The organism is Streptomyces sp. TRM68367, from assembly GCF_014495685.1.
Lineage (GTDB): Bacteria > Actinomycetota > Actinomycetes > Streptomycetales > Streptomycetaceae > Streptomyces.
Map to the genome: position 1 here is coordinate 14,037 of NZ_JACTVI010000078.1, position 24,991 is coordinate 39,027.

At 70.8% G+C, this 24,991-nt stretch carries 20 protein-coding genes, 1 tRNA gene and 1 pseudogene; 17 read left to right on the forward strand and 5 right to left on the reverse strand.

The features are described from left to right. Positions 1 to 371: 371 nt before the first annotated feature. The gene (locus H8R17_RS33810) at positions 372 to 1,898 is read right to left on the reverse strand and encodes a potassium/proton antiporter (RefSeq protein WP_187827034.1); all 1,527 of its coding nucleotides are present in this window, start codon (positions 1,896 to 1,898) and stop codon (positions 372 to 374) included. A gap of 237 nt (positions 1,899 to 2,135) precedes the next feature. Between H8R17_RS33810 and H8R17_RS33815 the strand changes: the two genes are divergently transcribed. Continuing rightward, positions 2,136 to 4,913: a penicillin acylase family protein gene (locus tag H8R17_RS33815; protein WP_187827035.1), complete on the forward strand. Its 2,778-nt coding sequence runs from the start codon at positions 2,136 to 2,138 to the stop codon at positions 4,911 to 4,913. Between the two features lie 97 nt (positions 4,914 to 5,010). On the opposite strand, the gene H8R17_RS33820 is transcribed toward H8R17_RS33815, so the two are convergent. Continuing rightward, positions 5,011 to 5,625 carry a 5-formyltetrahydrofolate cyclo-ligase gene (locus H8R17_RS33820; RefSeq protein ID WP_187827036.1) on the reverse strand — a complete coding sequence of 205 codons (615 nt, stop codon included), beginning with the start codon at positions 5,623 to 5,625 and terminating at the stop codon, positions 5,011 to 5,013. A gap of 95 nt (positions 5,626 to 5,720) precedes the next feature. Between H8R17_RS33820 and galU the strand changes: the two genes are divergently transcribed. The 9 genes from galU (at position 5,721) to H8R17_RS33865 (ending at position 12,905) form a co-directional block, all read left to right on the forward strand. Continuing rightward, positions 5,721 to 6,623, forward strand: coding sequence for a UTP--glucose-1-phosphate uridylyltransferase GalU (gene galU / locus H8R17_RS33825; RefSeq protein WP_187827037.1), 903 nt, complete (start codon positions 5,721 to 5,723; stop codon positions 6,621 to 6,623). 5 nt (positions 6,624 to 6,628) lie between these two features. Continuing rightward, positions 6,629 to 7,966: a gephyrin-like molybdotransferase Glp gene (gene glp / locus H8R17_RS33830; RefSeq protein WP_187827038.1), complete on the forward strand. Its 1,338-nt coding sequence runs from the start codon at positions 6,629 to 6,631 to the stop codon at positions 7,964 to 7,966. A gap of 86 nt (positions 7,967 to 8,052) precedes the next feature. Next, on the forward strand, positions 8,053 to 8,547 hold the full coding sequence (gene moaC, locus H8R17_RS33835; RefSeq protein ID WP_187827039.1) for a cyclic pyranopterin monophosphate synthase MoaC: 495 nt from the start codon (positions 8,053 to 8,055) through the stop codon (positions 8,545 to 8,547). Next, on the forward strand, positions 8,544 to 9,050 hold the full coding sequence (locus tag H8R17_RS33840; protein WP_187827040.1) for a molybdenum cofactor biosynthesis protein B: 507 nt from the start codon (positions 8,544 to 8,546) through the stop codon (positions 9,048 to 9,050). The genes moaC and H8R17_RS33840 overlap by 4 nt, the downstream gene beginning before the upstream one ends. 23 nt (positions 9,051 to 9,073) lie before the next feature. Beyond that, complete coding sequence (locus H8R17_RS33845) at positions 9,074 to 9,742, forward strand: GNAT family N-acetyltransferase (RefSeq protein ID WP_262505699.1); 669 nt, start codon at positions 9,074 to 9,076, stop codon at positions 9,740 to 9,742. A 172-nt stretch (positions 9,743 to 9,914) separates the two neighbouring features. Further along, on the forward strand, positions 9,915 to 11,264 hold the full coding sequence (gene glpR, locus H8R17_RS33850; RefSeq protein WP_187827041.1) for a gephyrin-like molybdotransferase receptor GlpR: 1,350 nt from the start codon (positions 9,915 to 9,917) through the stop codon (positions 11,262 to 11,264). A gap of 87 nt (positions 11,265 to 11,351) precedes the next feature. Beyond that, a tRNA-Ala gene (locus H8R17_RS33855) sits at positions 11,352 to 11,425 on the forward strand. Positions 11,426 to 11,689: 264 nt separating this feature from the next. Further along, a complete protein-coding gene (locus H8R17_RS33860; protein WP_187827042.1) occupies positions 11,690 to 12,334 on the forward strand; it encodes a CatB-related O-acetyltransferase in 645 nt (214 codons plus the stop codon). A 13-nt stretch (positions 12,335 to 12,347) separates the two neighbouring features. After that, complete coding sequence (locus H8R17_RS33865) at positions 12,348 to 12,905, forward strand: TetR/AcrR family transcriptional regulator C-terminal domain-containing protein (protein ID WP_316959605.1); 558 nt, start codon at positions 12,348 to 12,350, stop codon at positions 12,903 to 12,905. Positions 12,906 to 12,909: 4 nt separating this feature from the next. Here H8R17_RS33865 and H8R17_RS33870 read toward each other — a convergent pair whose 3' ends face one another. Beyond that, positions 12,910 to 13,386 (reverse strand): GNAT family N-acetyltransferase, encoded by a 477-nt coding sequence (locus H8R17_RS33870; RefSeq protein ID WP_187827043.1) that lies wholly within the window; start codon positions 13,384 to 13,386, stop codon positions 12,910 to 12,912. Positions 13,387 to 14,157: 771 nt separating this feature from the next. Between H8R17_RS33870 and H8R17_RS33875 the strand changes: the two genes are divergently transcribed. Then, positions 14,158 to 14,961: an exodeoxyribonuclease III gene (locus H8R17_RS33875; protein WP_187827044.1), complete on the forward strand. Its 804-nt coding sequence runs from the start codon at positions 14,158 to 14,160 to the stop codon at positions 14,959 to 14,961. Here the strand turns inward: H8R17_RS33875 and H8R17_RS33880 are convergent, their stop codons facing one another. Next, positions 14,962 to 15,582, reverse strand: coding sequence for a MerR family transcriptional regulator (locus tag H8R17_RS33880; protein ID WP_187827054.1), 621 nt, complete (start codon positions 15,580 to 15,582; stop codon positions 14,962 to 14,964). Positions 15,583 to 15,762: 180 nt separating this feature from the next. Here H8R17_RS33880 and H8R17_RS33885 point away from each other — a divergent pair, with 180 nt between their 5' ends. The 4 genes from H8R17_RS33885 to H8R17_RS33900 all read left to right on the forward strand — a co-directional run bounded on the left by H8R17_RS33885 (position 15,763) and on the right by H8R17_RS33900 (position 19,515). Further along, positions 15,763 to 17,265, forward strand: coding sequence for an NAD(P)/FAD-dependent oxidoreductase (locus H8R17_RS33885; RefSeq protein ID WP_187827045.1), 1,503 nt, complete (start codon positions 15,763 to 15,765; stop codon positions 17,263 to 17,265). Beyond that, positions 17,262 to 18,179, forward strand: coding sequence for an alpha/beta fold hydrolase (locus H8R17_RS33890; protein ID WP_187827046.1), 918 nt, complete (start codon positions 17,262 to 17,264; stop codon positions 18,177 to 18,179). The genes H8R17_RS33885 and H8R17_RS33890 overlap by 4 nt, the downstream gene beginning before the upstream one ends. A gap of 184 nt (positions 18,180 to 18,363) precedes the next feature. After that, positions 18,364 to 19,248 carry an SDR family oxidoreductase gene (locus tag H8R17_RS33895; RefSeq protein WP_187827047.1) on the forward strand — a complete coding sequence of 295 codons (885 nt, stop codon included), beginning with the start codon at positions 18,364 to 18,366 and terminating at the stop codon, positions 19,246 to 19,248. Positions 19,249 to 19,323: 75 nt separating this feature from the next. After that, on the forward strand, positions 19,324 to 19,515 hold the full coding sequence (locus H8R17_RS33900; RefSeq protein ID WP_187827048.1) for a hypothetical protein: 192 nt from the start codon (positions 19,324 to 19,326) through the stop codon (positions 19,513 to 19,515). Between the two features lie 120 nt (positions 19,516 to 19,635). On the opposite strand, the gene H8R17_RS33905 is transcribed toward H8R17_RS33900, so the two are convergent. After that, entirely contained in the window at positions 19,636 to 22,977 is a 3,342-nt protein-coding gene (locus H8R17_RS33905) for a S41 family peptidase (protein ID WP_187827049.1), read from the reverse strand. A gap of 167 nt (positions 22,978 to 23,144) precedes the next feature. Here H8R17_RS33905 and H8R17_RS33910 point away from each other — a divergent pair, with 167 nt between their 5' ends. After that, positions 23,145 to 23,744: a TetR/AcrR family transcriptional regulator gene (locus H8R17_RS33910; protein WP_187827050.1), complete on the forward strand. Its 600-nt coding sequence runs from the start codon at positions 23,145 to 23,147 to the stop codon at positions 23,742 to 23,744. 100 nt (positions 23,745 to 23,844) lie between these two features. Continuing rightward, a pseudogene (locus tag H8R17_RS33915) lies at positions 23,845 to 24,869 on the forward strand (MMPL family transporter); the annotation flags it as partial. Positions 24,870 to 24,991 lie beyond the last annotated feature (122 nt).

Sequence of the window (24,991 nt, forward strand, 5' to 3'; positions counted from 1 at the left end):
CCCGTATCCCGGGCGGGAGGTGGCCGTCGAGTGCTCCGATGGGGCCGTCGGGTTCTCCGACGCGTCCGCCGGGTTCTGCGGCGTGGCCGCCGAGTTCTGCGACGAGGTGACCGTGGATGCCACGGCCCGTGCCTTTCTGCCGCCTGGTAGCGCGGCCCGTTCACGTCACGGGTGCGCCGAGAGCCGTCCTCTTGCGCGGACTGCGGTAGATACCGGCTACCCGCGCGTGTGAGGGGGCGTTCCGGCCGCCATACGGTCGCGCCAGCTCTGCGTCAGGCAGAGGTGGTTCGATCTGGTGACGCCTGCATAGTACAGGGATCAACGGCCGAGTGCCTGTGAAAGGGAGTACCACAGGCCGCCTCCGCCTGCGATCAGCTCGCCCCGTTCATCCCCAGCCACCCGGCCAGCTTGCCGCCGCGCCCGACGGCGCGCAGCCGCCGTTCCGCCGCGTCCCGGACGGGATCCGTGGCGACCACGAGCAGCTCGTCCCCGCGCCGCAGCACGGTCGTAGGGAGCGGAACGAACGATGTTCCGTCCCGTACGACCAGCGTGACGGCGGCTCCGGCCGGCAGCCGCAGCTCGTTGATCTCGACGCCGTGCATCTTCGACCCCTCCGGGATCGCCACCGACAGCAGGTGCCCGCGCAGCCGCTCCAGGGGCGCGGACTCGATGCCGAGGTCGGCGGCCTCGGGGCTCTTGCCCAGCCGCAGCCGGCGCGCCAGCCAGGGCAGCGTCGGCCCCTGGATCAGCGTGTAGACGACGACCAGGATGAAGACCATGTTGAAGATCCTGCGGCTGCCCGCGACGCCCTCCACCATGGGGATGGTCGCCAGGATGATGGGCACGGCGCCGCGCAGCCCGGCCCAGGACATCAGGGCCTGCTCCCGCCACGGCACCCGGAACGGCAGCAGGCAGAGCACGACGCTCAGCGGGCGCGCCACCATGGTCAGCACCAGCCCGATGGCCAGCGCGGGCACGATGTCGTCGCCCAGCTCGTGCGGGGTGACCAGCAGGCCGAGCAGCACGAACATGCCGATCTGGGCCATCCAGCCGACCCCGTCGGCGAACCCGCGCGTGGCCGGCCAGTGCGGCAGCCGCGCGTTGCCCAGCACCATCGAGGCGAGATAGACCGCGAGGAAGCCGCTGCCGTGGACCAGGGCGCCCGCCGCGTACGCCGTGACGGCGATCGCCATGACGGCGATGGGGTACAGGCCGGAGGCGGGCAGGGCGACGTGCCTGAGCCCCCAGGCGCCCAGCCAGCCCACCGCGATGCCGATGACCGCGCCGATGGCCAGCTCCAGGAGGATCTCGCCGAGCAGCATGTACCAGTGCTCGATCGGTCCGGCCGTGGAGAAGGAGACGACCAGGATGACCACCGGAGCGTCGTTGAAGCCGGACTCGGCCTCCAGGGTGCCCGTCACGCGCGCGGGGAGGGGGATTTTGCGCAGCACCGAGAACACGGCCGCCGCGTCCGTCGAGGACACGATCGCCCCGACGATCAGTGACTGGCGCCACTCCAGGCCGATCAGGTGGTGCGCGGCCGTCGCCGTCACCCCGACGCTCACCGCTACCCCGGCCAGCGCCAGCGCCGACGCGGCGGGCAGGGCCGGCTTGACCTCCTTCCACTTCGTGCCCAGACCGCCCTCGGCCAGGATCACGACCAGGGCCGCGTATCCGATGACCTGGGTCAGCTCGGCGTTGTCGAAGTGGATGCCGCCGATGCCGTCCTGGCCCATGGCGACGCCTATCCCCAGGTAGACGAGCAGGCTGGGGAGCCCGCTGCGCGAGGAGATCCGGACCGCTGCGACGGCGACGAGCAGGACGATCGAGCAGACGAGCAGGAGCTGGTTGAGCTGGTGGACAGTCAGCGGCCGTTTCCTTCCCTGGCTCACGTACACGCGCGTGAGCTCACGTACATCGCACACGAAGCTGCGGCGACGCGCCGCCAACTACTTCGTTACCTTACCTAACTCTTGACGATTACTTGACGCTTGCCGGAGTGACATCGAACGCTGGTCCGTGCCCCTTCCCGACTCCGCGTCAAGTGGCACAGGGTCCTGCGCCTATCGTTGCTCCAGCGCTCATTGAAGTTCACAGCCCGCCCTGCCGCTCGCGTTAGGACAGCAAGGACAGCGATGCCCACCGACACCACCGCATCAACGGGTCACAAGCCCGGCAAGTCCGGCCGGAAGGAGGGGCGCAAAGCCCGTCTGATCGTGCTCGTGCTGGTGCTGGCCATCATCGGCGGCGTGGCCTACGGGGCGTACTGGTCCGTCAGCACCGTGCGCGCCTCCTTCCCGCAGACCGACGGCTCGATCACGCTGAAGGGCCTGTCGGGGCCGGTCGACGTCAAGCGCGACAGCTACGGCATCCCGCAGATCTACGCCTCCTCCGACCAGGACCTGTTCATGGCGCAGGGCTACGTCCAGGCGCAGGACCGGTTCTACCAGATGGACGTGCGCCGTCACATGACCGCCGGACGCCTGTCCGAGATGTTCGGCAAGGGCCAGGTGGACAACGACGCGTTCCTGCGCACCATGGGCTGGGACCGGATCGCCAAGGAGGAGTACGACACCAAGCTGTCCGCGTCCACGAAGAAGTACCTCCAGGCCTATGCCAAGGGGGTCAACGCCTACCTGGCGGGCAAGGACGGCGCGGACATCTCCCTGGAGTACGCGGCCCTGGGCTTCACCAACGACTACAAGCCCGAGAAGTGGACCCCGGTCGACTCGGTCTCCTGGCTCAAGGCAATGGCCTGGGACCTGCGCGGCAACATGCAGGACGAGATCGACCGCGCCCTGATGACCAGCCGCCTGGGCCCCAAGGAGATCGCCGACCTGTATCCGGAGTACCCGTACAGCCGGAACAAGGCGATCGTCCAGGAGGGGCAGTACAACGAGCTCACCCACACGTTTGAGCAGGACGGCGGCAGGAGCGGCACATCCGGCAGCGGCACCTCCGGCTCCGCCGCGGGCACGGGTACGGGTACGGGTACCGGCACCGGCACGCCGGGCCTGCAGAGCCAGCTGTCCGGCCTCCAGAAGGTCCTGGGCGACCTGCCCACGGCCGTCGGTATCAACGGCGACGGCATCGGCTCCAACTCCTGGGTCGTCTCCGGCAAGCACACCATCACCGGCAAGCCGCTGCTCGCCAACGACCCCCACCTGTCGCCCTCGCTGCCGTCCGTCTGGTACCAGATGGGCCTGCACTGCCGCAGGATCTCCAGCAAGTGCCAGTACGACGTGACCGGCTACACCTTCGCCGGCATGCCCGGCGTGATCATCGGCCACAACCAGAACATCGCCTGGGGCATGACCAACTCCGGCGTCGACGTCACCGACCTCTACATGGAGAAGATCACCGGCGACGGCTACCAGTACGACGGCAAGGTGCTGCCCTTCAAGACCCGCGAGGAGACCATCAAGGTCGCCGGCGGAGGGTCCAAGAAGATCGTCGTCCGGCAGACCGAGGACGGGATGCCGCTGCTGTCCGACCGCAACGACGAGCTCGTGAAGGTCGGCAAGAAGGCCAGTGTCGACACCGCCGCACCCGACCGCGGCGACGGCTACGGCGTCGCGCTGCGCTGGACCGCGCTGGACCCGGGCACCACCATGGACGCCGTCTTCGCCATGAACAGAGCGACCGACTGGCACGACTTCCGCGAGGCCGCCGCCCACTTCGACGTGCCCTCGCAGAACCTGGTCTACGCCGACACCGACGGCCACATCGGCTACACGCTGCCGGGGAAGATCCCCACGCGCGCGAAGGGCGACGACGGCTCGATCCCGGCGCCGGGCTGGGACTCGAAGTACAAGTGGACCGGCTATATCCCGCAGGACGCGCTGCCCTACGAGTTCGACCCGGAGAGCGGCTACATCGTCACCGCCAACCAGGCCGTCATCGACCCGGACAAGTACCCCTACACGCTCACCACGGACTGGGGCTACGGCACCCGCAGCCAGCGCATCACCGACCTGATCCAGTCGAAGATCAAGGACGGCGGCAAGATCTCCCCGGACGACATGCGCCAGATGCAGCTCGACAACAGCAGCGAGATCGCCAAGCTGCTGGTGCCCACACTGCTGAAGATCGACACCGGGGACAAGGACGTCCGCCAGGCGCAGAAGCTCCTGGAGGGCTGGGACTACACCCAGGACGCCGACTCGGCGGCCGCCGCCTACTTCAACGCGGTCTGGCGCAACATCCTCAAGCTCGCCTTCGGCGACAAGCTGCCCAAGGAGCTGCGGGTCAAGGGCCAGTGCCTGCTCGTCGACCCGGTCAACACCACCGGACCGGTGGACGCGACCCAGAAGGTGCGCGAGTGCGGCGAGCGGGAGGCCGACCAGGCGCAGCCGGACGGCGGCGGCCGCTGGATCGAGGTGGTCCGCAACCTCATGAACGACCAGAAGAGCCACTGGTGGAAGACGCCCGAGCGGCTCACCCGCCCCGGCGCCGACAACCGCGACGACCTGTTCAAGCGCGCCATGATCGACGCTCGCTGGGAGCTGACCGCCCTGCTCGGCAAGGACATCGACACCTGGAACTGGGGCCGGCTGCACCGCCTGTTCCTGAAGAACCAGACCCTGGGCACCGACGGACCCGGCTTCCTGCAGTACGTCCTCAACCGCGGTCCGTGGAAGCTCAGCGGCGGCGAGGCCACGGTCAACGCGACCGGCTGGAACGCCGCCGGCGGCTACGGCGTCGTCTGGGTGCCGTCGATGCGGATGGTGGTCAACCTCGGCGACCTCGACAAGTCGAAGTGGATCAACCTCACCGGCGCCTCCGGGCACGCCTACAGCGCCCACTACGTCGACCAGACCGACAAGTGGGCCAAGGGCGAGCTGCTGGCCTGGTCCTTCACGGACAAGGCGGTCGACGGCAACACGAGCGACACGCTGGTGCTGAAGCCGTAAAGCCCCCGCTCTCCTGACGGAAAGGGGCCTCCACGCGCGCGCGGAGGCCCCTTTCGGCTCCTCTTCCGTCGGTCGGGGCGTCGTCCGTGACGCTCCGTCAGCGGAACCGCCGCACCCCCGACGGCGTCACCACCGCGTGCACCGGCCGGTCGTGCGGCTCGGCCGGGACCCGCTCGACGACCTCCGTGTCGTACAGCAGGACCACCAGTGCGGGATGCGCGTCCGCGCGGTCCAGGCGGGCGAGGACCCGGTCGTACGAGCCCCCGCCGCGCCCGAGCCGCATGCCGTGCGCGTCGACCGCCAGACCCGGCAGCAGCACCACGTCGGCGCCGGTCACGGCGGCCGGCCCGAGACGCTCGCCGGCGGGCTCGAACAAGGCCATCCGTCCGCCGTGCTGCACGCGCGCGAGGGAGCCCGCACCGCCGTACGTCCCCCAGTCCAGGTCGTTGTCGGGGAGCAGGGCCGGCAGCAGGACCGTGACGTCCCGCGCGCGCAGCGCGTCGAGCAGCGCGAGCGTGCCGGGTTCGCTCCCCACGGAGACGTACGCCGCCACCGTGCGCGCATGCGCCAGTTCGGGCAGTTCCAGTGCCTGCCCGGCCAGCGCGGCCGCCGTTTCCCGCACGTCATCCGCCGTCAACCTGTTCCTCACCGCGAGGAATTCCTGCCGCAACGCGCGCTTGTCAGGCTCGGCCGTACGTCCGATGTGACTCAAGGGTCGCCTCCCGTACCGTTCTAATTAGGCTCATATGAGAGCTAATGAACCGGAGCCGCAGATTCCCCGCAAAGGCACCGGATATGGTGGCGGGCATGACTCAGTCGCACCCTCGGATCAGCAAGGCTGTCATTCCCGCAGCGGGCCTCGGTACCCGGTTCCTGCCGGCCACCAAAGCCACTCCCAAGGAGATGCTGCCGGTCGTGGACAAGCCGGCGATCCAGTATGTGGTCGAAGAGGCCGTTGCCGCGGGTCTCGACGACGTCCTCATGGTCACGGGCCGCAACAAGCGCCCCCTGGAGGACCACTTCGACCGCAACTACGAGCTGGAGTCGGCCCTCGAGAAGAAGGGCGACGAGAACCGCCTCGCCAAGGTGCAGGAGTCCAGCGACCTCGCGACCATGCACTACGTCCGCCAGGGCGACCCCAGGGGCCTCGGCCACGCCGTGCTGTGCGCCGCCCCGCACGTCGGCCACGAGCCCTTCGCCGTGCTGCTCGGCGACGACCTGATCGACGCGCGCGACCCGCTGCTCAAGCGGATGATCGAGGTCCAGGAGCAGCACGCGGGCAGCGTCATCGCGCTCATGGAGGTCGCCCCCGAGCAGATCAACCTCTACGGCTGTGCCGTCGTCGACGCCACCGAGGACAGCGACGTCGTCAAGGTGAGCGGCCTGGTCGAGAAGCCCGACGCCGCGGACGCCCCGTCGAACTACGCGGTTATCGGCCGCTACGTCCTCGACCCGCACGTCTTCGGCATACTGCGCAGGACCGAGCCCGGCCGCGGCGGCGAGATCCAGCTCACCGACGCCCTCCAGCAACTCGCCGCCGACGAGAAGGTCGGCGGCCCGGTGCACGGCGTCGTCTTCAAGGGCCGCCGCTATGACACCGGCGACCGCGGCGACTACCTGCGTGCCATTGTCCGACTCGCGTGCGAACGTGAAGACCTGGGCCCGGACTTCCGGACCTGGCTTCGCAGTTACGTAGCCGAGGAGATGTAGCAACGTTGAGCAGCGCCGCGCCCCGCGCCACCGGCCAGGACCACTTTGGCCCGGACCACCTGTGGACGGTGGACGAGCACCTGGAGGACATCCTCGCCGCCGTCCGCCCCCTCGACCCCATCGAGCTGCAGCTGCTCGACGCCCAGGGCTGCGTCCTGGTCGACGACGTCACGGTGCCCCTCTCCCTGCCGCCGTTCGACAACAGCTCCATGGACGGGTACGCGGTGCGGGTCGCGGACGTCGCCGGCGCGAGCGAGGAGTTCCCGGCGGTCCTGGAGGTCGTCGGGGACGTCGCGGCGGGCTCGGCCGACGTGCTGCACGTCGGCCCCGGCCAGGCCGCCCGCATCATGACCGGCGCCCCGCTGCCGCCCGGCGCCGAGACCGTCGTGCCCGTGGAGTGGACCGATGGCGGCCTCGGCGAGGGCGCGGTCGCCGGGATGCGCGCCCGCAGCCTCGCCCCCGAGGCCGCCACCGGGCACGTGCACGTGTACCGGCCGGCCGAGACACGCGCGCACGTGCGCGCGCAGGGCAGTGACGTGAAGGCCGGCGACCGCGCCCTGGAAGCCGGTACGGTCCTCGGCCCGCCGCAGATCGGTCTGCTCGCCGCCATCGGCCGCGGCACCGTACGCGTGCGCCCGCGCCCGCGCGTGGTCGTCCTGTCCACCGGCAGCGAACTCGCCCAGCCCGACACCGACCTGCGCACCGGCCAGATCTACGACTCCAACAGCTTCGCCCTCACCGCCGCCGCCCGCGACGCCGGCGCCATCGCCTACCGGGTGGGCGCGGTCGCCGACGACGCCGAGACGTTGCGCTCCACCATCGAGGACCAGCTGGTGCGCGCCGACCTGATGGTCACCTCCGGCGGGGTCAGCGTCGGCGCGTACGACGTGGTCAAGGAGGCGCTCAGTCACGTCGGCGACGAGGACGAGGCCGGCAGCGGCGTCGAGTTCCGCAAGCTCGCCATGCAGCCCGGGAAGCCACAGGGCTTCGGCTCCATCGGCCCCGACCACACCCCGCTGCTGGCCCTGCCCGGCAACCCCGTCTCGTCGTACGTCTCCTTCGAGCTGTTCGTGCGCCCCGCGATCCGCACGCTCATGGGGCTGACGGACGTCCACCGGCCCCGCACCCGGGCCGCCCTGACCGCGGACAAGGCGCTGACCTCGCCGAAGGGCCGCAGACAGTTCCTGCGCGGCAGCTACGCCGACGGCGCGGTGAGGCCGGTCGGCGGGGCCGGGTCCCACCTGGTCGCGGCGCTCGCCCACGCCGACGCGCTGATCGTCGTACCCGAGGACGCCGAGTCCGTCGAGCCGGGCGCCGAGGTCGAGGTGGTCCTGCTCGGCTGAGAGCCCCTGGTTGGGGGTACCGTGTCGCGCACAGCAGGCCCATGCGCCGCACCGCGCCGGGCCCGGACCGGGAGCGCCACACGAGCATGAGTACCCAGGACTCAGGTACGCAGGACCGCCTCACGCACATCGACGATGCGGGCGCCGCCCGTATGGTCGACGTCTCCGGCAAGGACGTGACCGCGCGCACCGCCCGCGCCAGCGGACGCGTCCTGGTCTCGCCCCGCGTGGTCGAGCTGCTGCGCGGCGAGGGAGTCCCCAAGGGAGACGCCCTGGCCACCGCGCGGATCGCCGGGATCATGGGCGCCAAGCGCACCCCCGAGCTGATCCCGCTGTGTCACCCGTTGTCGGTGTCGGGTGTGAAACTGGACCTGTCGGTCGCGGACGACGCCGTGGAGATCCTCGCCACCGTCAAGACCACGGACCGCACGGGCGTCGAGATGGAGGCCCTCACCGCGGTCTCCGTCGCCGCGCTCACCGTGATCGACATGGTCAAGGCGGTCGACAAGGGAGCGGTCATCACGGACGTGCGGGTGGAGGAGAAGACGGGCGGCAAGTCGGGCGACTGGAGCCGGTCATGACGTACCGCGCTCTCGTCGTCACGGCCTCCAACCGGGCCGCCGCCGGGATCTACGAGGACAAGGGCGGCCCGCTGATCGCCGAGGGCCTGAAGAGGTTCGGCTTCTCGGTGGACGGGCCGCAGGTGGTCCCGGACGGCGACCCTGTGGAGGCCGCCCTGCGCGCCGGGGTCGACGCCGGGTACGACGCGATCGTCACCACCGGCGGCACGGGCATCTCGCCGACGGACCGCACGCCCGAGGCGACCCGTCGGGTGATCGACCACGAGGTGCCGGGCATCGCGGAGGCCATCCGGGCGCTCGGACGTCAGAAGGTGCCGACGGCCGCGCTCTCCCGGGGCCTGGCCGGAGTGGCCGGGCGCACACTGGTCATCAACCTGCCGGGTTCCAGCGGCGGGGTCAAGGACGGGCTGGCCGTCCTGGAGCCCCTGCTGACACACGCCGTCGACCAGATACGCGGCGGTGACCACCCCAGACCCGGCGCCAGTAGTGGGGGTGCGAGCTGAACAGCCCATCCTGGCCAGTCGAGCTGGTGGACTGCGACGTCGTCCTCCGGCCGATAAAGCTGCGCGACCAACGGGCCTGGCGCGAGGTCAACCGGCGCAACCGCGACTGGCTGCGGCCCTGGGAGGCCACCATCCCGCCGCCCGCGCCCGGCGGGCCGATGGCACACCGCCCCACCTACCGCCAGATGGTCCGCCACCTCAGGTCCGAGGCGAACGCGGGCCGGATGCTGCCGTTCGTGATCGAGTACCAGGGGCGGCTGGCCGGGCAGTTGACGGTCGCCGGAATCACCTGGGGCTCGATGTGCTCGGGCCATGTCGGCTACTGGGTGGACGAGGCGGTGGCCGGGCGCGGCGTGATGCCGGCGGCCGTGGCACTGGCCGTGGACCACTGTTTCCACACGGTCGGACTGCACCGCATCGAGGTCTGCATTCGCCCCGAGAACGGCCCGAGCCGGCGGGTCGTGGAGAAACTCGGATTCCGCGAGGAGGGCCTTCGGCCGCGTTATCTCCACATCGACGGAGCCTGGCGCGACCACCTCGTCTTCGCGCTCACCGCGGAAGAGGTGCCCGAAGGGTTGGTCAGGCGCTGGCACCGGGCACGCTCCCACCAGCAGCCGCACCACCAGCAGCCGCACCACCAGGCACGGAACCAGCCCCGCAATCCGGGAATCCCGCACAGCCCCGGAAATTGAATGGGTGTTCGAAATCGATCGGCCGGTGACCGTCTCGTGGCATTGAATTCACGGCTCGGGCGGTCCGTTGATCACATCGGTCACAAAAAAAGTTCGAAATATCAGCCAGATCGTGCGACACACCGGCTCAATTGGCGGATGGCCTCACGCAAACCCCTCTACCGTGTGAGGCGTGAGCAGCAGCGGCCTCATCTACGCAGTCATTGTCGGGGCCTGGGCCGCCTACTTGGTGCCGATGTGGCTCCGTAGGCAGGACGAGCTGAACGAGGCCCGTCCGACGGAACGCTTCAGTACCGCCATCCGGCTCTTGTCCGGACGAGCGGGCATGGAGCGCCGGTACGCCAAGGACCTGCGGGCGCGCTCCACCGACGAGGTGGAGTACGACGCCGAGGACCCGGACGCCGTCACCGACTCGGTGGACGTCCGGGCCTTCGCCATGTCCAAGACCCGACGGGAGACGCGGGCGACCGTACCGGCGGGGCAGGACCCCGAACGCCGGCAACCCGCACGCGAGCGGACGAAGCGACCGGAGCGGCCGGGCAATCCGGCGCCCGACCGCGACGCCCGGCAGGCGTCCGAGGGCGCCGCCCCGCCGGCCTCCGAAGCACAGGCAGCGCAGGCGTCGCCCGCGTCGCCGCCGCGCCAACGCATGCCTGCCGCCCGGCGGGCGCAGTCGGCACAGGCTGCCCAGGCCGCGCAGGCCGCCGCGGCGCGCGCCCGGCGCTCGAAGGTGCTCGCACGCCGCCGGCGTACCACGGTCGTGCTGTTCCTCGCCTTCACGCTCGGCGCGATCGTCGCCGCGGTCGGCGGGCTCGCGTTCCTGTGGGCGCCCGGCGTCCCGGCCGTGCTGCTCAGCGTCTATATCGCGTATCTGCGCTCCCAGGAGCGGCGCCGCTTCGCCTACCAGATGGACCGCCGCCGGGCCGAGGCCGCGGCCCAGCGGCTGCGGGAGCGCGACCGCCAGCCACGCCGCCGCGTGAGCACCGCCGCCACCGCCGACGCGGACGCCGACGAACCTGAAGGACCCGAGCAGGACACCGACCCCGGCCTGTCCGCGCTCGCCGCCGACCGGCGCGCACTCGTCGAGCAGACCGACCACGCCGAGTGGGTCGACCAGCAGCGCGAGCGGCAGCGCCGGCCCGGCCAGGGCGACAGCTGGGAGCCGGTCCCGGTGCCGCTGCCCACGTACGTCACCGCGCCCGTCGCCCCGCGCGCCACCCCCGACGTGGACCTCGGGGCGCCGGACACCTGGAGCTCGGCCCGGTCGAGCGCCGTCGCCCCCGACCGGGAGGGCGGCACCGGCTCCGCCGACGGTGCCGCACCACGGGAGAGCCGTACGGCCGGGACCGCCGAGGACAGGGACGACCCCGGCGGGCGCAGTGACGCCCTGCCGCACGCTCGCACACGCTCGCGCGGAGGGACCCCCTCGGCGGCCTCGGCCCGGCGGGCGCGCGAGCGGGGCCGTACCCCGCTGTTCGACCAGTACGAGGACGGCGACCGGCCCCGGGCCGCCAACGAGTAGCCGCCCCACCAGTGCCGCTCCCGGCGGCCGGCCCGGAACGGATTTCCAAGCAGGCGGATCGGGGTGCTAAAGTCTCACTCGTTGCAAGGGCCTGTGGCGCAGTCCGGTAGCGCACCTCGTTCGCATCGAGGGGGCCAGGGGTTCAAATCCCCTCAGGTCCACGCACATCAGAGCCCCGGTCGGTGATCACCGACCGGGGCTCTGACGTGTCGCTCAGCGGGACGCCGAGTAGGAGCGGGCCTCGGCGAGTGCGGTCTGGGTGGCTGTCAGGGGGTGAGGACGTCCTGGGCGGCTGCGCGAAGGGCGGACTCGTCCGGGATGGCGGACTGTCCGTCGGGCAGGTGGAAAATGAGTCGGTGCGGTGTGGCGACGCGCTGTAGCGTCGCGGCGTCCCCTACACCAGCGCCCTCAGGGAGCCGCGCGCCATGCCCCTCGTCCCCGCCGACCCGACCGTGCTGCACCCGATGCCCGAGCAGCCGCGGGTCGTGCTGCTCAAGCCACTGGTGCGGTCACCGCTGATCGAGGTCGGGGAGTTCTCGTACTACGACGATCCGGACGACCCCACCGCCTTCGAGACACGGAACGTGCTGTACCACTACGGCCCGGAGAAGCTGGTCATCGGCAGGTTCTGCGCGCTGGGCGAGGGGACACGGTTCATCATGAACGGTGCCAACCACCGGATGGACGGGCCGTCGACGTTCCCCTTCCCGATCATGGGCGGGTCCTGGGCCGAGCACTTCGGCTTGATCACCGGGCTGCCCGGCCGCGGTGACACGGTGGTCGGCCATGACGTGTGGTTCGGGTACCGGACCCTGGTGATGCCCGGCGTCCGTATCGGCCACGGCGCGGTCATCGCCTCCGGTTCGGTCGTCGTCGACGACGTCCCCGACTACGGCATCGTCGGCGGCAACCCGGCCCGGCTCCTCCGGCGCCGCTTCGACGACGAGGACATCGCCCGCCTGCGGGCCCTGGCCTGGTGGGACTGGCCCGTCGAGCACATCACCGCGCACATTCCCACGATCATGGCCGGGAACATCGACGAACTGGAGGCTGTCGCGCCGGCCGGCTGAGCCACTCACGCGCGTGGGCCGGCTGACCATGCGGCGGCTCGCCGAGCGTCTCGGCACCGGCTCCACCACGCTGTACTGGCATGTGAAGACCAAGGACGACGTGCTCGACCTCGCCCTGGACGCGATCTTCCACGACGTGCCGGTCCCTCGGGGCGGCGGCGACTGGTGCCGCGACGTCACCGCTCTGCTCACCGGCTGGCGCGCCGCGCTGCTTGCTCACCCCTGGTCGGCGGCGCTGCTCAGCCGCCCCATGCTCGGCCCCAACGTGCTCGCCCGCAGCGAGTTCCTGTACGCCACCCTGCGCGCCGCCGGCATCACCGGCCCGCATCTGACCGCCGCGGCGTACGGGCTGTCCAACTACGTCATCGGCTCGGCCCTGATGCAGGCCACCTGGCAGCCCGGCGACGACGACGCGGCCCAGCGGGCCGCCCAGGAACACGTGCAGGCCGGCGCCGACCGCTATCCGACGCTCGCCGCGCACGGTCCCTTCACGGGCGGCGACTGGGACACGACCTTCACCCTCGGGCTGACCTACCTCCTCGACGGCATCCTGGCCAACGCCGTCGGGTGAGCCGTCACAGCGGCTTGGCGAAGCAGCGACTCGAGTCGTAGTGGCGGTAGTGGCCGAACTTGGCGCACGGCTCGTAGCCGCTGGAGGTGTACAGGGCGATCGCCTCCGGCTGCTCGGTGCCGGTCTCCAGGACCATGCGGAGACGGCCGGCCGCGCGGGCGTCGCCCTCCAGGGCGGCCAGGACGCGCCGGGCCAGGCCCCGGCCGCGCACCTGCTCGATCACGAACATCCGCTTCAGTTCGGCGTCGCCGTCCAGGTTGCCCTCGCCGTTGGTGTCCTGCGCGCGCCAGCCGCCGCTGGCGACCGGGGCGCCCTGCTCGTCGTACGCGATCAGGTACAGGCCGTTCGGCGGCTCGAAGTCCGCCGCGTCCAGGGGTGTCGCGTCGCCGTCGTCGCCGTAGCGGATCTGGTACTCGACCTGGACCAGGTCGTTCAGCTTGACGGCGTCGGGATGGTCGAAGGGCACGCGGCGTATGTCCATGTCAGTCAAGATAAATCAGTGCGCAGAACTGACTGCAGTCCGTTCGGGACAGTGGCCATCAGGCGGCGGTCGGGATGCCCGGTCTGTTGAATTACGTGAGATTCACCCGATTTCACGGAGATGACCTATTAAGGAATCCTTAACGAAGCGCCCTCCATGAGTAAAGTCGCCATTGCGTATGCATGTCCTCGCTGGTAGCGTCCCCCTTGCGATGATCAAGCAATTGCCTGACCAGTAATTGCCGAACATAGGGAATTTCTGCCCGCCTGCGCAAAAGCAGCCCGCCATGATCGCGTCATACGAGAAGTGCCAGGCAGTGAGCGATCTCAAGAAGTGCGCCCCCTTTAACGCGAGGATGCGGTGGACGGATATCAAAATGAAGGGCGTGATATACACATGCACAGCAATCGGGGGCTGACCGGTCGCCGCGGCCTGGGCTATGGGGAGCGATTCTCGTTCTCTATTGCGCTGGTCCTGGTGAGCCTGCTATGGATCACGCAGGACATGGCCCTATGGGCAACCATACTGTGTGGGGCTGGTGCAGTTGGGGGAGCGCTGGGAGTGCTCTACTTTGGATGGCGCTACATTCGCGCACGCGGGGATTCGCACTGAGATTTTCTCTGCGAAATCCACGTGAAGTGGGTTAAGGGCCGCGCCTGAGTGCACAGCGGGACTCCAGCCGATGTCAGTGTCCATCCCGTGTGGGAGCCGGACCCATGGGAGGTGAGCGACGCCGGGTAGCGTGCTGCCCGATTGAAAAGGGTGAGCGTTTTGCTGTCAGTGACCTCTGTGAATGTGAACGGCCTGCGTGCCGCCGCGAAGAAGGGCTTCGTGGAGTGGCTCGCGGGTGCCGAAGCCGACGTGCTGTGTCTGCAGGAGGTGCGCGCCGAGCCGCAGCAGCTGCCTGAGCACGTTCGTACGCCCGACGGCTGGCATGTCGTGCATGCCCCGGCCGCCGCCAAGGGGCGCGCCGGCGTCTCCCTCTACTCCCGCCGCGAACCCGACCGCGTCCAGGTCGGCTTCGGCTCGGCCGAGTTCGACGACAGCGGCCGGTACGTCGAGGTGGACCTGCCGGGGGTCACGGTCGCCTCCCTCTACCTCCCCTCCGGCGAGGTCGGCACCGAGCGGCAGGACGAGAAGGTCCGCTTCATGGACGAGTTCCTCGCCCACCTCAAGGCCCTGCGCGAACGCGCCGCCGCCGACGGCCGCGAGGTCCTCGTCTGCGGCGACTGGAACATCGCCCACCAGCAGGCCGACCTGAAGAACTGGCGCGGCAACACCAAGAACTCCGGTTTCCTGCCGGAGGAGAGGGAGTGGCTGAGCCGCGTCTTCGACCCGGCGGACGGCGGTTACGCCGACGTCGTACGGGCGCTGCATCCCGACGTGGACGGGCCCTACAGCTGGTGGTCGTACCGGGGCCGGGCGTTCGACAACGACACGGGATGGCGCATCGACTATCACGTGGCGACCGCCGGGCTCGCCGCGAAGGCGGTCAAGGGCCTGGTGGAGCGGGCCGCCACGCACGCGGAGCGCTGGTCGGACCACGCGCCGGTGACGGTGGTCTACGACCGGTAGTCACTGCTCCCTGCGCATCCGCCGGTCCAGGGCCAGGGACAGTTCCGCCTCCACCACGCTGCGGGCCAGCGGGCGCAGGCGCGGCAGGGACTGCTCGTCGGCGTGGTGCGGGACCAGGTCGGTGAAGAGCCCGGCGAGGGCATCGGCGTGTTCGCGGACGTGGCGCGCGGCGCGCAGGACGTCCGCGAGCGGGATGCCCTCGCGGACGAGGGTCGCCGAGACGTCCAGGAGGCGGCGGCTGACGTGGACGATCTCGCCGCCGTCGGTGCCGAGGTAGCCGAGTTCCAGGGCGGCGGCCAGGTTCTCCGGGGTCGCCTGGTCGCCGAAGACGTCGGCCAGCGCCTCGGGGGTGAGACGGACCGGGGTCTCCTCGGTCGGGGCGGTCAGGCCCAGCAGGTCGCGGACGTCGCGGCCGTGGTCGAAGGCCTCGGCGAGTTCGGCGATGCCGCTCAGCGTGTGGCCGCGCTCCAGCAGCGCGGAGATGGTGCGCAGGCGGGCCAGGTGCGTGTCGTCGTACCAGGCGATACGGCCCTCGCGGCGCGGTGGCTGGATCAGCCCCCGTTCGCGGTAGAAGCGCAGGGTGCGCACCGTGATCCCGGCCTTCTTCGCCAGCTCCTCCATGCGGTATTCACGCTTCTCTCCCACGCCCGAACCCTATGTCGTAGTGCCGGTGCCCGCGGCGGTGGCCGCTGATGCAAACGTCCTCCGCCCGCCCCCTACCCATCGGTAAGGAGCTGTCCTACTCTCCCATTGCGCCAGTGTTCACTGGCATGGTTCCGGGCGCTCGATGGAGGCGTTGGCATGACCGAACACGAGCATGTGCGGGTGGCGGTGGTCGGGTCGGGGTTCGGCGGACTCGGGGCCGCCGTGCGGCTGAGACGGGAGGGGATCACCGACTTCGTCGTGCTGGAGCGGGCCGGGCGCGTCGGCGGCACCTGGCGGGACAACAGCTATCCGGGGTGCACGTGCGACGTGCCCTCGCATCTGTACTCGTTCTCCTTCGCGCCCAACCCCGACTGGCCGCGCACCTTCTCCGGGCAGGAGCACATTCGCGCCTACCTGGAGCATGTGACGGACGTGTACGGGCTGCGCCCGCACATCCGCCTCGGTTCCGAGGTCAAGCGGATGACCTGGGACGGGGAGCGATTGCACTGGTTCGTCGAGACGAGCAGCGGGGCGCTCACCGCGGATGTCGTCGTCTCCGCCACCGGGCCGCTGTCCGATCCGAAAATCCCCGACATCCCCGGGCTGGACTCCTTTCCCGGCAAGGTGTTCCACTCCGCCCGCTGGGACCACGGCTACGACCTGCGCGGCAAGCGCGTCGCGATGGTCGGCACCGGCGCCTCCGCCATCCAGATCGTGCCGGCCGTCCAGCCGGCGGTCTCCCGGCTGACCCTGTTCCAGCGCACGCCTGCGTGGGTCATGCCCCGCGTCGACCGGGCGATCAGTGGCCCCGAACGCTGGGTCCATCGCCAACTGCCCTTCACCTCGCAACTGCGCCGCTCACTGGTGTGGGGCATCCGGGAGTTGCAGGTCCAGGCGTTCACCAAGCACCCCGGTGAGCTGCGGCTCGTCGAGCAGCTGGCGCGGCGCAACATGGCCCGCGCCATCAAGGACCCGGCCCTGCGCGCCAAGCTCACTCCCGGCTACCGCATCGGCTGCAAGCGGATCCTGCTGTCCAGCGACTACTACCCGGCGCTCGCGAGGCCGAATGTGGACGTCGTCGCGAGCGGCCTCGCGGAGGTCCGCGGGGCGACCGTCGTCGCCGCCGACGGCAGCGAGGCCGAGGTGGACGCGATCGTCTTCGGTACCGGCTTCCACGTCACGGACCTGCCCATCGCCGAGCGGGTCGTCGGCACGAACGGCAGGACGCTCGCCCAGGCCTGGGCGGACAGCGGCATGCAGTCGCTGCGCGGCGCCTGTGCCGCCGGATTCCCCAACTGGATGACGGTCATCGGACCCAACACCGGCCTCGGGAACTCCTCCATGATCCTGATGATCGAGTCCCAGCTGAACTACCTGGCCGACTTCCTCCGACAGCTCCACGTGCTCGGCGGCCGGGTCGCCCTCGACGCCCGCGCCGACGCCGTACGGGCCTGGAACGACCGGGTGCAGCAGCGCATGAAGCGCACGGTGTGGAACACGGGCGGCTGCACCAGCTGGTACCAGGACGCCCACGGCCGCAACACCACCCTCTGGCCCGGTACGACGGCCGAGTTCCGGCGGGCGACACGGCACGTGGACCTCACGGAGTACGACGTGCTGCGCGTCCCGGCCCGCCGGCCCGTGGAGGTGTCCGCGTGAGCCGCCTCCTGCACGTGGCGTCCGGCCCGTACGCCCCGCCCGTCCCCGCCCGCGAACTGACCGCAGTCTCCGCCGACGGCGCCCGGCTGCACGTCGAGGTGCACGGACCCGAGAGCGCGCCGCCCGTCGTCCTCGTCCACGGGTGGACCTGCTCGACCGCCTTCTGGGCGGCGCAGATCCGCGACCTCGCCGCCGACCACCGGGTGATCGCCTACGACCAGCGCGGCCACGGACGCAGCCCGGCCAGCTCGGCGTGCGGCACCGACGTCCTCGCCGACGACCTCGAAGCCGTACTGAAGGCCACCCTCGCGCCGGGGGAGAAGGCCGTGATCGCCGGGCACTCCATGGGCGGGATGACGGTACTGGCGGCGACCGGGAGGCCGGCCCTGCGCGAGCACGCGGCGGCGGTTGTGCTGTGCAGCACGGGCAGTTCGCGCCTGGTCGCCGAGTCGACCGTCGTACCGATCCGCCCCGGCCCGCTGCGGACCTGGCTGACCCGGCGCATCCTGGGCTCACGCGCGCCGCTCGGGCCGGTCACGCCGCTCGCCCGCCGGATCCTGAAGTACGGGACCATGGGCCCCGGTTCGGCCCCGCACATGATCGAGGCGTGCGCGCGGATCGTGCACGCCTGCCCGCGCCGGGTGCGCCGTGCCTGGTCGCACGTGCTCGACCTGCTCGATCTCGACCACGGCGTACGGCAGTTGGCGGCACCGACGGCCGTGCTCGTCGGCACGGCGGACCGGCTGACGCCGCCGGTGCACTCTCGCGCGCTGGCCGCGGCGCTGCCGCACTGCGTAGGGCTCACCGAGCTGACCGGCATGGGGCACATGACGCCGGTCGAGGCGCCCGAGCTGGTGAGCGCACGCATACGGCAACTCGTCGGCACGTACGCGCACGTGAAGGAGGGCGCATGAGTTTCCTGAGTCAACCTCTATGCCGCCTGGGGCGTGTCCCTGAAGCCGATCAGACGGCCTCGGCCCGGCGGGGCTGGCGGAACTCACGCTGGCCGTCGAACGGCTCGCATCACTGGCCATGCACCCACCGGGACCGAGAGGTCACAACCCTACTCGTGAGGGCTGCAGAAGGGATGGTCCTCTAATGAGCAGGGCGGGCCTCGAAGGGCAGGTCGCGGTCGTCACCGGGGCGGCGCGTGGCGTGGGCGAGCTGCTCGCCCGCAAGCTGTCGGCGCGCGGGGTGAAGGTGGCGCTGGTGGGCCTGGAGCCGGATGCGCTGGCGCAGGTCTCCGGGCGGCTGCCCAGCGACAGCGACCACTGGTACGCCGACGTCACCGACCACGAGGCGATGTCCCGGGTCGCGCGGGAGGTGAAGGAACGGTTCGGGAAGGTCGACATCGTCGTCGCGAACGCCGGTGTGGCGACCGGCGGGCCGTTCGCCGACTCCGATCCGGAGACCTGGCGGCGGGTGATCGAGGTCAACCTGATCGGGTCGGCGGTGACCGCGCGGGCGTTTCTGCCGGTGCTGATGGAGAGCCGGGGTTATCTGCTGCAGATCGCCTCGCTCGCGGCCATCGCTCCGGCGCCGTTGATGACCGCGTACTGCGCGTCCAAGTCGGGCGTGGAGGCGTACGCGCACAGTCTGCGGGCGGAGGTCGGGTACAAGGGCGTGAAGGTGGGCGTCGGGTACCTGTCGTGGACCGACACGGACATGGTGCGCGGGGCCGATCAGGACGACGTGATGCGGGAGTTGAGGCAGCGGCTGCGGTGGCCGTCCAACAAGACGTATCCGCTGGGGCCCGCGGTGGACCGGATCGTGGCCGGGATCGAGCGGCGGTCGGGTCATGTGTACGGGCAGTGGTGGCTGCGGGGGATGCAGGGCGTGCGCGGGTATCTGCCGGCCGTCATCGGGACTGTGGGGCAGCGGGAGGTGAAGCGGTTCGCGTCCCGGCTGGAGGGAATGCGGACGGGGCTCGTGGGGGCGGGCGGGGTGGCCGACGAGCGGCACTGTGCTACTCAACGTGACTGATCGACATGCGGAGGGTGATTGCTCGTGTGAATCTGGACGGGCCAGATTCCCTCACCCCCACGGGAGTGAACCCACATGGGTATGAAGGACCAGTTCCAGGACAAGTCCGAGCGGATGCAGCAGCAGGCCAAGGAGAAGATGGAGCAGGCCAAGGAGCAGCTCCAGCAGCGTGGCCAGCGTGGGCAGCAGCGGGACGAGACGGAGACGGAGCGGGAGCGGCTGCGGCGCGAGGAAGAGGAGCGCCTCAACGAGGACTACGACGTGTAGCCGCTGGCTCTGCCTGAGCCGGTGAACGCGGGGTGCCCTGTGGTTCGGGGTGCCCCGCGTTCGGGTTGCCGGCTTGTCGCGCAGTTCCCCGCGCCCCTGGGGAATGGGCGCTGCCCCTTGTCAGTTCCTCGGCGGCAATTTTGGCCTTGAGTGGTCTGGTGCGTCGCTGTACGTCGGTGGGGTTGCCGGGGGTGTGGTGGTGTCCAGGAGGTGCAGGGCCAGTTGGACTGCGTCTGTGAGTTGGACGTGGCGGCCCTCTGCCCAGTCCAGAGGGGTGCGCAGGGCCTCTACGTCGGGGGTGACGCCCTTGTTCTCGATGGACCAGCCGTATGCGTCGAACCAGGCCGCGTTCATGGGGACCGTGATGACCGTGCCGTCGCCCAGGCGGTGACGGCCCGTCATGCCGACGACGCCGCCCCAGGTGCGCTGGCCGACCACCGGGCCCAGCTTGAGCAGCTTGAACGCGGCCGTGATCATGTCGCCGTCGGAGGAGGTCGCCTCGTCGGCCAGGGCGAGGATGGGGCCACGGGGGGCGTTCGAGGTGTACGAGACCGGCTGGGCGTTGCGTGTGAGGTCCCAGCCCAGGATCGTGCGGGTCAGCTTCTCGATGACGAGCTCGCTGATGTGGCCGCCCGCGTTGCCGCGTACGTCGACGATGAGGGCCGGGCGGGAGACCTCCATGCGCAGGTCGCGGTTGAACTGGGCCCAGCCCGAGCCGCCCATGTCCGGGATGTGCAGGTAGCCGCAGCGGCCGCCGCTCAACTCCCGTACGACCGCCCGGCGTTTGGCCACCCAGTCCTGGTAGCGCAGCGGCCGCTCGTCGGACAGCGGGACGACGGCGACCCGGCGGGGCGGGCCCTCGCCCTCGGCCGGACCAGAAGGGCCCGAAGGGCCTTCCTCGGAAGGGCGGTGGTGGGCGACGGGTTGGGCGAAGGTCAGCTCCACCGTCGTACCGCCCGCGCCCGCCAGCAGCGGATACGGCCCCGCCACCGGATCCACCGGGCGGCCGTCCACGTGGGTCAGCACCGCGCCCTCGCGGATGCCCGTGCCGGCGAGCGGGGAGCGGGCCTTGGAGTCGGAGGAGTCGCCGGGGAGAATGCGTTTGACTGTCCAGCCGTCGTCCCGGTGGACGAAGTTGGCGCCCAGCAGGCCCTGCCGGCGCTGGTAGTGCGGCGGCCCCTCGTTGCACCGCGCGGACGCGACGTACGCGTGCGAGGTGCCCAGCTCGCCCAGGACCTCGCGCAGCAGGTCCGCGAACTCGTCGGGGGAGGCGACCCGTTCGACCAGCGGGCGGTACTGGCCGAGGACCGCGTCCCAGTCGATGCCGCACATCCCCGGCTCCCAGAAGTACGCCCGGATCAACCGGCCCGCCTCCTCGTACGCCTGGCGCCACTCGGCGGCCGGGTCGACCTCGTGCAGGATGCGGCGCAGGTCGATCCAGGTCGTGGTGTCGCTGTCGCCGGGCTCCGTGGACGGCACCGCCCTCAGGTCGCCCTCGTCGACCACGACCAGGCGGCTGCCGTCGCCGCTGACCGCGAAGAAGTCCAGGTCGCCGACGAGTTCGGACTTCTTCACCTTGGCGAGGTTGAAGTACTCCAGGGTCGGCCGCTCGCTGGGGTCGTCGGGGTTGGCGAACGTCTCGCCGAGCGCCCCCGAGATCGGCCAGCGCAGCCAGACCAGCCCGCCGCCCGCGACCGGACACAGCGCCGAGTACTTGGAGGCGGTGACCGGGAACGGCGTCACCCGGCTCTCCAGACCCTCGATCTCGACGGTCACCGCGTTGCCGTCGTCCGGCTCGTCCTCCATGGGGTCCAGGCCGCTGGCGACCGGACGGCCCTCCGGGTTCAGCGCGAAGGGGGAGGGCGTGGCCGAGGACAGGGGCACCAGGTAGGGGCGGCAGCCGAGCGGAAAGGACAGGTCGCCGGTGTGCACGTCGTACACCGGGTCGAAGCCGCGCCAGGAGAGGAAGGCCAGGTAGCGGCCGTCCCGGGTGAACACCGGGTTCTCGTCCTCGAAGCGGCCGTTGGTGACGTCGACGATCAGGTGGGCCGCATCTGCCGCACCGGCGATTCGCGCCATCTTGATCTGCCGCAGCGAGCGGCCGATGCCCGGGTGCGACCAGGTCAGCCACGTCCCGTCCGGCGAGAAGGCCAGGTCCCTCACGGGCCCGTTGATCGAGCGGATCAGCTCGGTGACCTCGCCGTCCGAGTCCTCGGTCCCCGCGGCGGTGGCCGCATCATCGGGCACAGTGAGGAGGAGCAGCCGTCCGTCGTGTGCGGCGAGGGCGAGGCGTTCGCCCTGCGGGTCGGAGACCATCTCCAGGACCCGGCCCAGCCGACCGGAGGCCAGCCTGCGCGGTGCGCGGTCGCCGGTCGCGCGTGGCAGGTAGGCGATCTCGACGGCGTCCTCGCCCTCCGCGTCCGTCACGTACGCGATCTGCCCGCCCGAGCCGAGCATCTCCGGCATCCGGACCCGTACGCCCGGGGTGTCGGTGAGGGTGCGGGCGGGGCCGTCCCGGTGGGTGAGCCAGTACAGGCTGCCGCGTACGACGACGGCGCTCGCCCGCCCCGTCTCGTCGACCGAGATGCCGTCCACGTGCTGGGCCGCGGGCACCTGGTAGCGGCGGCGGCCCGCGCGCGGCCCGCTGAGCCGTACGTCGAGACGGCGGGGCGCCGAGTCCGCCGCCAGGTCGTCCACGATCCACAGGTCACCGGCGCACTGGTACACCACCCGTGTGCCGTCGCTGGAGGCGTGCCGGGCGTAGAAGGCGTCATGGTCGGTGTGCCGGCGCAGGCCGGAGCCGTCGTGGGCGCACGAGTAGAGGTTGCCGACGCCCTCGTGGTCGGAGAGGAACGCGATCCGGCCGCCGACGAACATGGGGGAGTGCAGGTGGCCGCCGATGCCGGGCAGCAGCCGCTCGCCGTGCAGCCAGAGCCGGCCCGTGGCGCCGCCCCGGTAGCGCTTCCAGGCGGCCGGTTCATGCGGCGGGGTGCCGGTGAGCAGCAGGGTCCTGCGCTCGCCGTCGATGTCGGCGACCTGGATGTCGGAGACCGGGCCCCAGGGCAGCTTGCGGCCGGGGTCGCCGTCGGGGGAGAGCTTGTACGCCCAGGTGAAGTAGGAGAACGGCTCGCCGTGCGAGGCCACGGCGAGGATGTCGGCGTTTCCTTCCCCGTCGGGGGGCGTCCAGCCGCACACCTGCGTGTCGGGGCTGCCCCAGTGGCTGAGCCGGCGCCCCGGACCGCCGTCCACCGGCACCAGGTGGACCTCCGGGACCACGCTGCGCCAGCTCGTGTACGCGATCTGGCGGCCGTCGGGCGAGAAGCGGGGGTGGCCGGTCTTGGTGCGGTCGACGGTCAGCCGCCAGGCGCGGCCGGGACCGTCGAGGGACGCGAGCCAGAGGTCGTCCTCGGCCACGAAGCACAGCAGATCGCCATGGAGGTGGGGCAGGCGCAAATAGCTCACCTCCCCATGCTTTTCCGGGGGGTGAAGCGGGGCAAGTCGTGATGCACCCCGGTCGTGACCGGGAACACAGCCAGACTGCGAACGAAACCGTTTCGTTCCGCTCGGGCGTGCGCTACCTTCGTCGTGTACGAAACCGTGTCGTTCGGAGTGGGAAAGGTGGGCGAGACATGACTGAGGTAGTAACGACGCGTCGCAGTCGGATCACCCCCGAGCGCGAGGCCGAGCTGTACGAGGCCGTGCTCGACCTGCTCCGGGAAGTCGGCTACGACGCCCTCACCATGGACGCCGTGGCCGCCCGCACCCGGTCCAGCAAGGCGACGCTGTACCGCCAGTGGGGCGGCAAGCCGGAGCTGGTCGCGAAGGCGATCCGGCACAACAAGCCGGGCATCATCTCCGACGTCGACACCGGGTCCCTGCGGGGCGACCTCCACGCCCTCACGTCACGCGAGGACGACTGCACCATGCAGCAGAACGCCGCGCTGATGCGGGGTCTGTTCATGGCCGTGCACGGCAACCCGGATCTCCTCCAGGCCTTCAAGGAACTGCTCATCGAGCCGGAGATGGAGGAGTTCCACCGGGTGGTGCGGCGGGCCGTCGAGCGCGGCGAGGTCCGCGCCGACTGCCCGGCGCTGGACTACGTGGTGCACATGCTGGTCGGCGCCTTCGCCACCCGCACGCTGATCGACGACCAGCCGCCGACGCAGGCCTTCCTCGCCTCGTACATCGACGCCGTGGTCCTCCCCGCCCTCGGCGTCCCCACTCACTGACGAATCTCCCCAGCGGCCCACCACCTGACGTCACCGCTCACGTCGTCGGGCTGATCACCCCTGCCCTGAAGACCCACGACCTGACCGGGAGTACGCCCTCGTGGCCACGTTCCTCTACAAACTCGGCCGGCTCGCGTTCCGGCGACGGCACTTCGTTGCCCTGATATGGGTGGCGCTGCTGACCCTCGCGGGCGTCGGCGCGGCCAGTGCGCCCAGCGCCGGCTCCACCTCGTTCTCGATCCCCGGCACGGAGGCCCAGAAGGCCTTCGACCTGCTGGAACAGCGCTTCCCCGGCAGCAGTGCCGACGGCGCGACCGCACGCGTCGTCTTCAAGGCGCCGAGCGGCGAGAAGATGACCGACCCCGGCAACAAGGCGACCGTCGAGGAGACGGTCAAGGAACTGTCCGACGGCTCCGAGGTCGCCTCCGTCACCAACCCGTACCAGGCCAACGGCATCAGCAAGGACGGCACGATCGCGTACGCGTCGGTGTCGTACAAGGTCTCAGGCATGGAACTGGACGACGCCTCCAGGGACGCCCTGGAAGCGGCCGGGAAGGAGGCGCAGAAGTCCGGGCTGACCGTCGAGGTCGGCGGTGACGCGCTCAGGGCCACTCCGCACACCGGAACCGCCGAGATCATCGGTATCGCGGTCGCCGCGGTCGTCCTCGTCATCACCTTCGGCTCGCTGCTGGCGGCCGGGCTGCCGCTGCTGACGGCGATCATCGGCGTCGGCATCGGCGTGTCCGCCGTCACGGCCCTGGCCAGCACGCTCGACCTGGGCTCCACCACCTCCACCCTGGCTTCGATGATCGGCCTGGCGGTCGGTATCGACTACGCCCTGTTCGTCGTCTCCCGCTACCGGGGTGAGCTGGCCGAGGGCCGGGACCGTGAGGAGGCGGCCGGCCGGGCCGTCGGCACCGCGGGCTCGGCGGTGGTCTTCGCGGGCCTGACGGTGTGATCGCCCTGATGGGCCTGTCCGTCGTCAACATCCCGATGCTGACGAAGATGGGCATAGCGGCGGCGGGCACGGTGGCCATCGCGGTCCTCATCGCGCTGACCATGATCCCCGCGCTGCTCGGCTACGCGCCGGACGGCGGGCGCCAACAAGGGTCTGCAGGAGTCCGACGGCAAGTGCTAGTCGCGTCGGTGCCGCGGCGGACTAGGGCCAATGCCGTGTAGTTAGGGCTTGCCGGGAAACAAGCCGTGGCTTCGGGCCTTGGTCCTCGTTGTTGTGGTATGGGGAGACC

What these genes read in the sequence shown, in the direction of transcription:
- H8R17_RS33870 (WP_187827043.1), bottom strand. Translation starts at nt 13,386, where the DNA reads ATGGACATACGCCGCGTGCCCTTCGACCATCCCGACGCCGTCAAGCTG.
- H8R17_RS33860 (WP_187827042.1), top strand. Translation starts at nt 11,690, where the DNA reads ATGCCCCTCGTCCCCGCCGACCCGACCGTGCTGCACCCGATGCCCGAG.
- galU (WP_187827037.1), top strand. Translation starts at nt 5,721, where the DNA reads ATGACTCAGTCGCACCCTCGGATCAGCAAGGCTGTCATTCCCGCAGCG.
- H8R17_RS33885 (WP_187827045.1), top strand. Translation starts at nt 15,763, where the DNA reads ATGACCGAACACGAGCATGTGCGGGTGGCGGTGGTCGGGTCGGGGTTC.
- H8R17_RS33900 (WP_187827048.1), top strand. Translation starts at nt 19,324, where the DNA reads ATGGGTATGAAGGACCAGTTCCAGGACAAGTCCGAGCGGATGCAGCAG.
- moaC (WP_187827039.1), top strand. Translation starts at nt 8,053, where the DNA reads ATGAGTACCCAGGACTCAGGTACGCAGGACCGCCTCACGCACATCGAC.
- H8R17_RS33815 (WP_187827035.1), top strand. Translation starts at nt 2,136, where the DNA reads ATGCCCACCGACACCACCGCATCAACGGGTCACAAGCCCGGCAAGTCC.
- H8R17_RS33840 (WP_187827040.1), top strand. Translation starts at nt 8,544, where the DNA reads ATGACGTACCGCGCTCTCGTCGTCACGGCCTCCAACCGGGCCGCCGCC.
- H8R17_RS33910 (WP_187827050.1), top strand. Translation starts at nt 23,145, where the DNA reads ATGACTGAGGTAGTAACGACGCGTCGCAGTCGGATCACCCCCGAGCGC.
- H8R17_RS33880 (WP_187827054.1), bottom strand. Translation starts at nt 15,582, where the DNA reads ATGGAGGAGCTGGCGAAGAAGGCCGGGATCACGGTGCGCACCCTGCGC.
- H8R17_RS33895 (WP_187827047.1), top strand. Translation starts at nt 18,364, where the DNA reads ATGAGCAGGGCGGGCCTCGAAGGGCAGGTCGCGGTCGTCACCGGGGCG.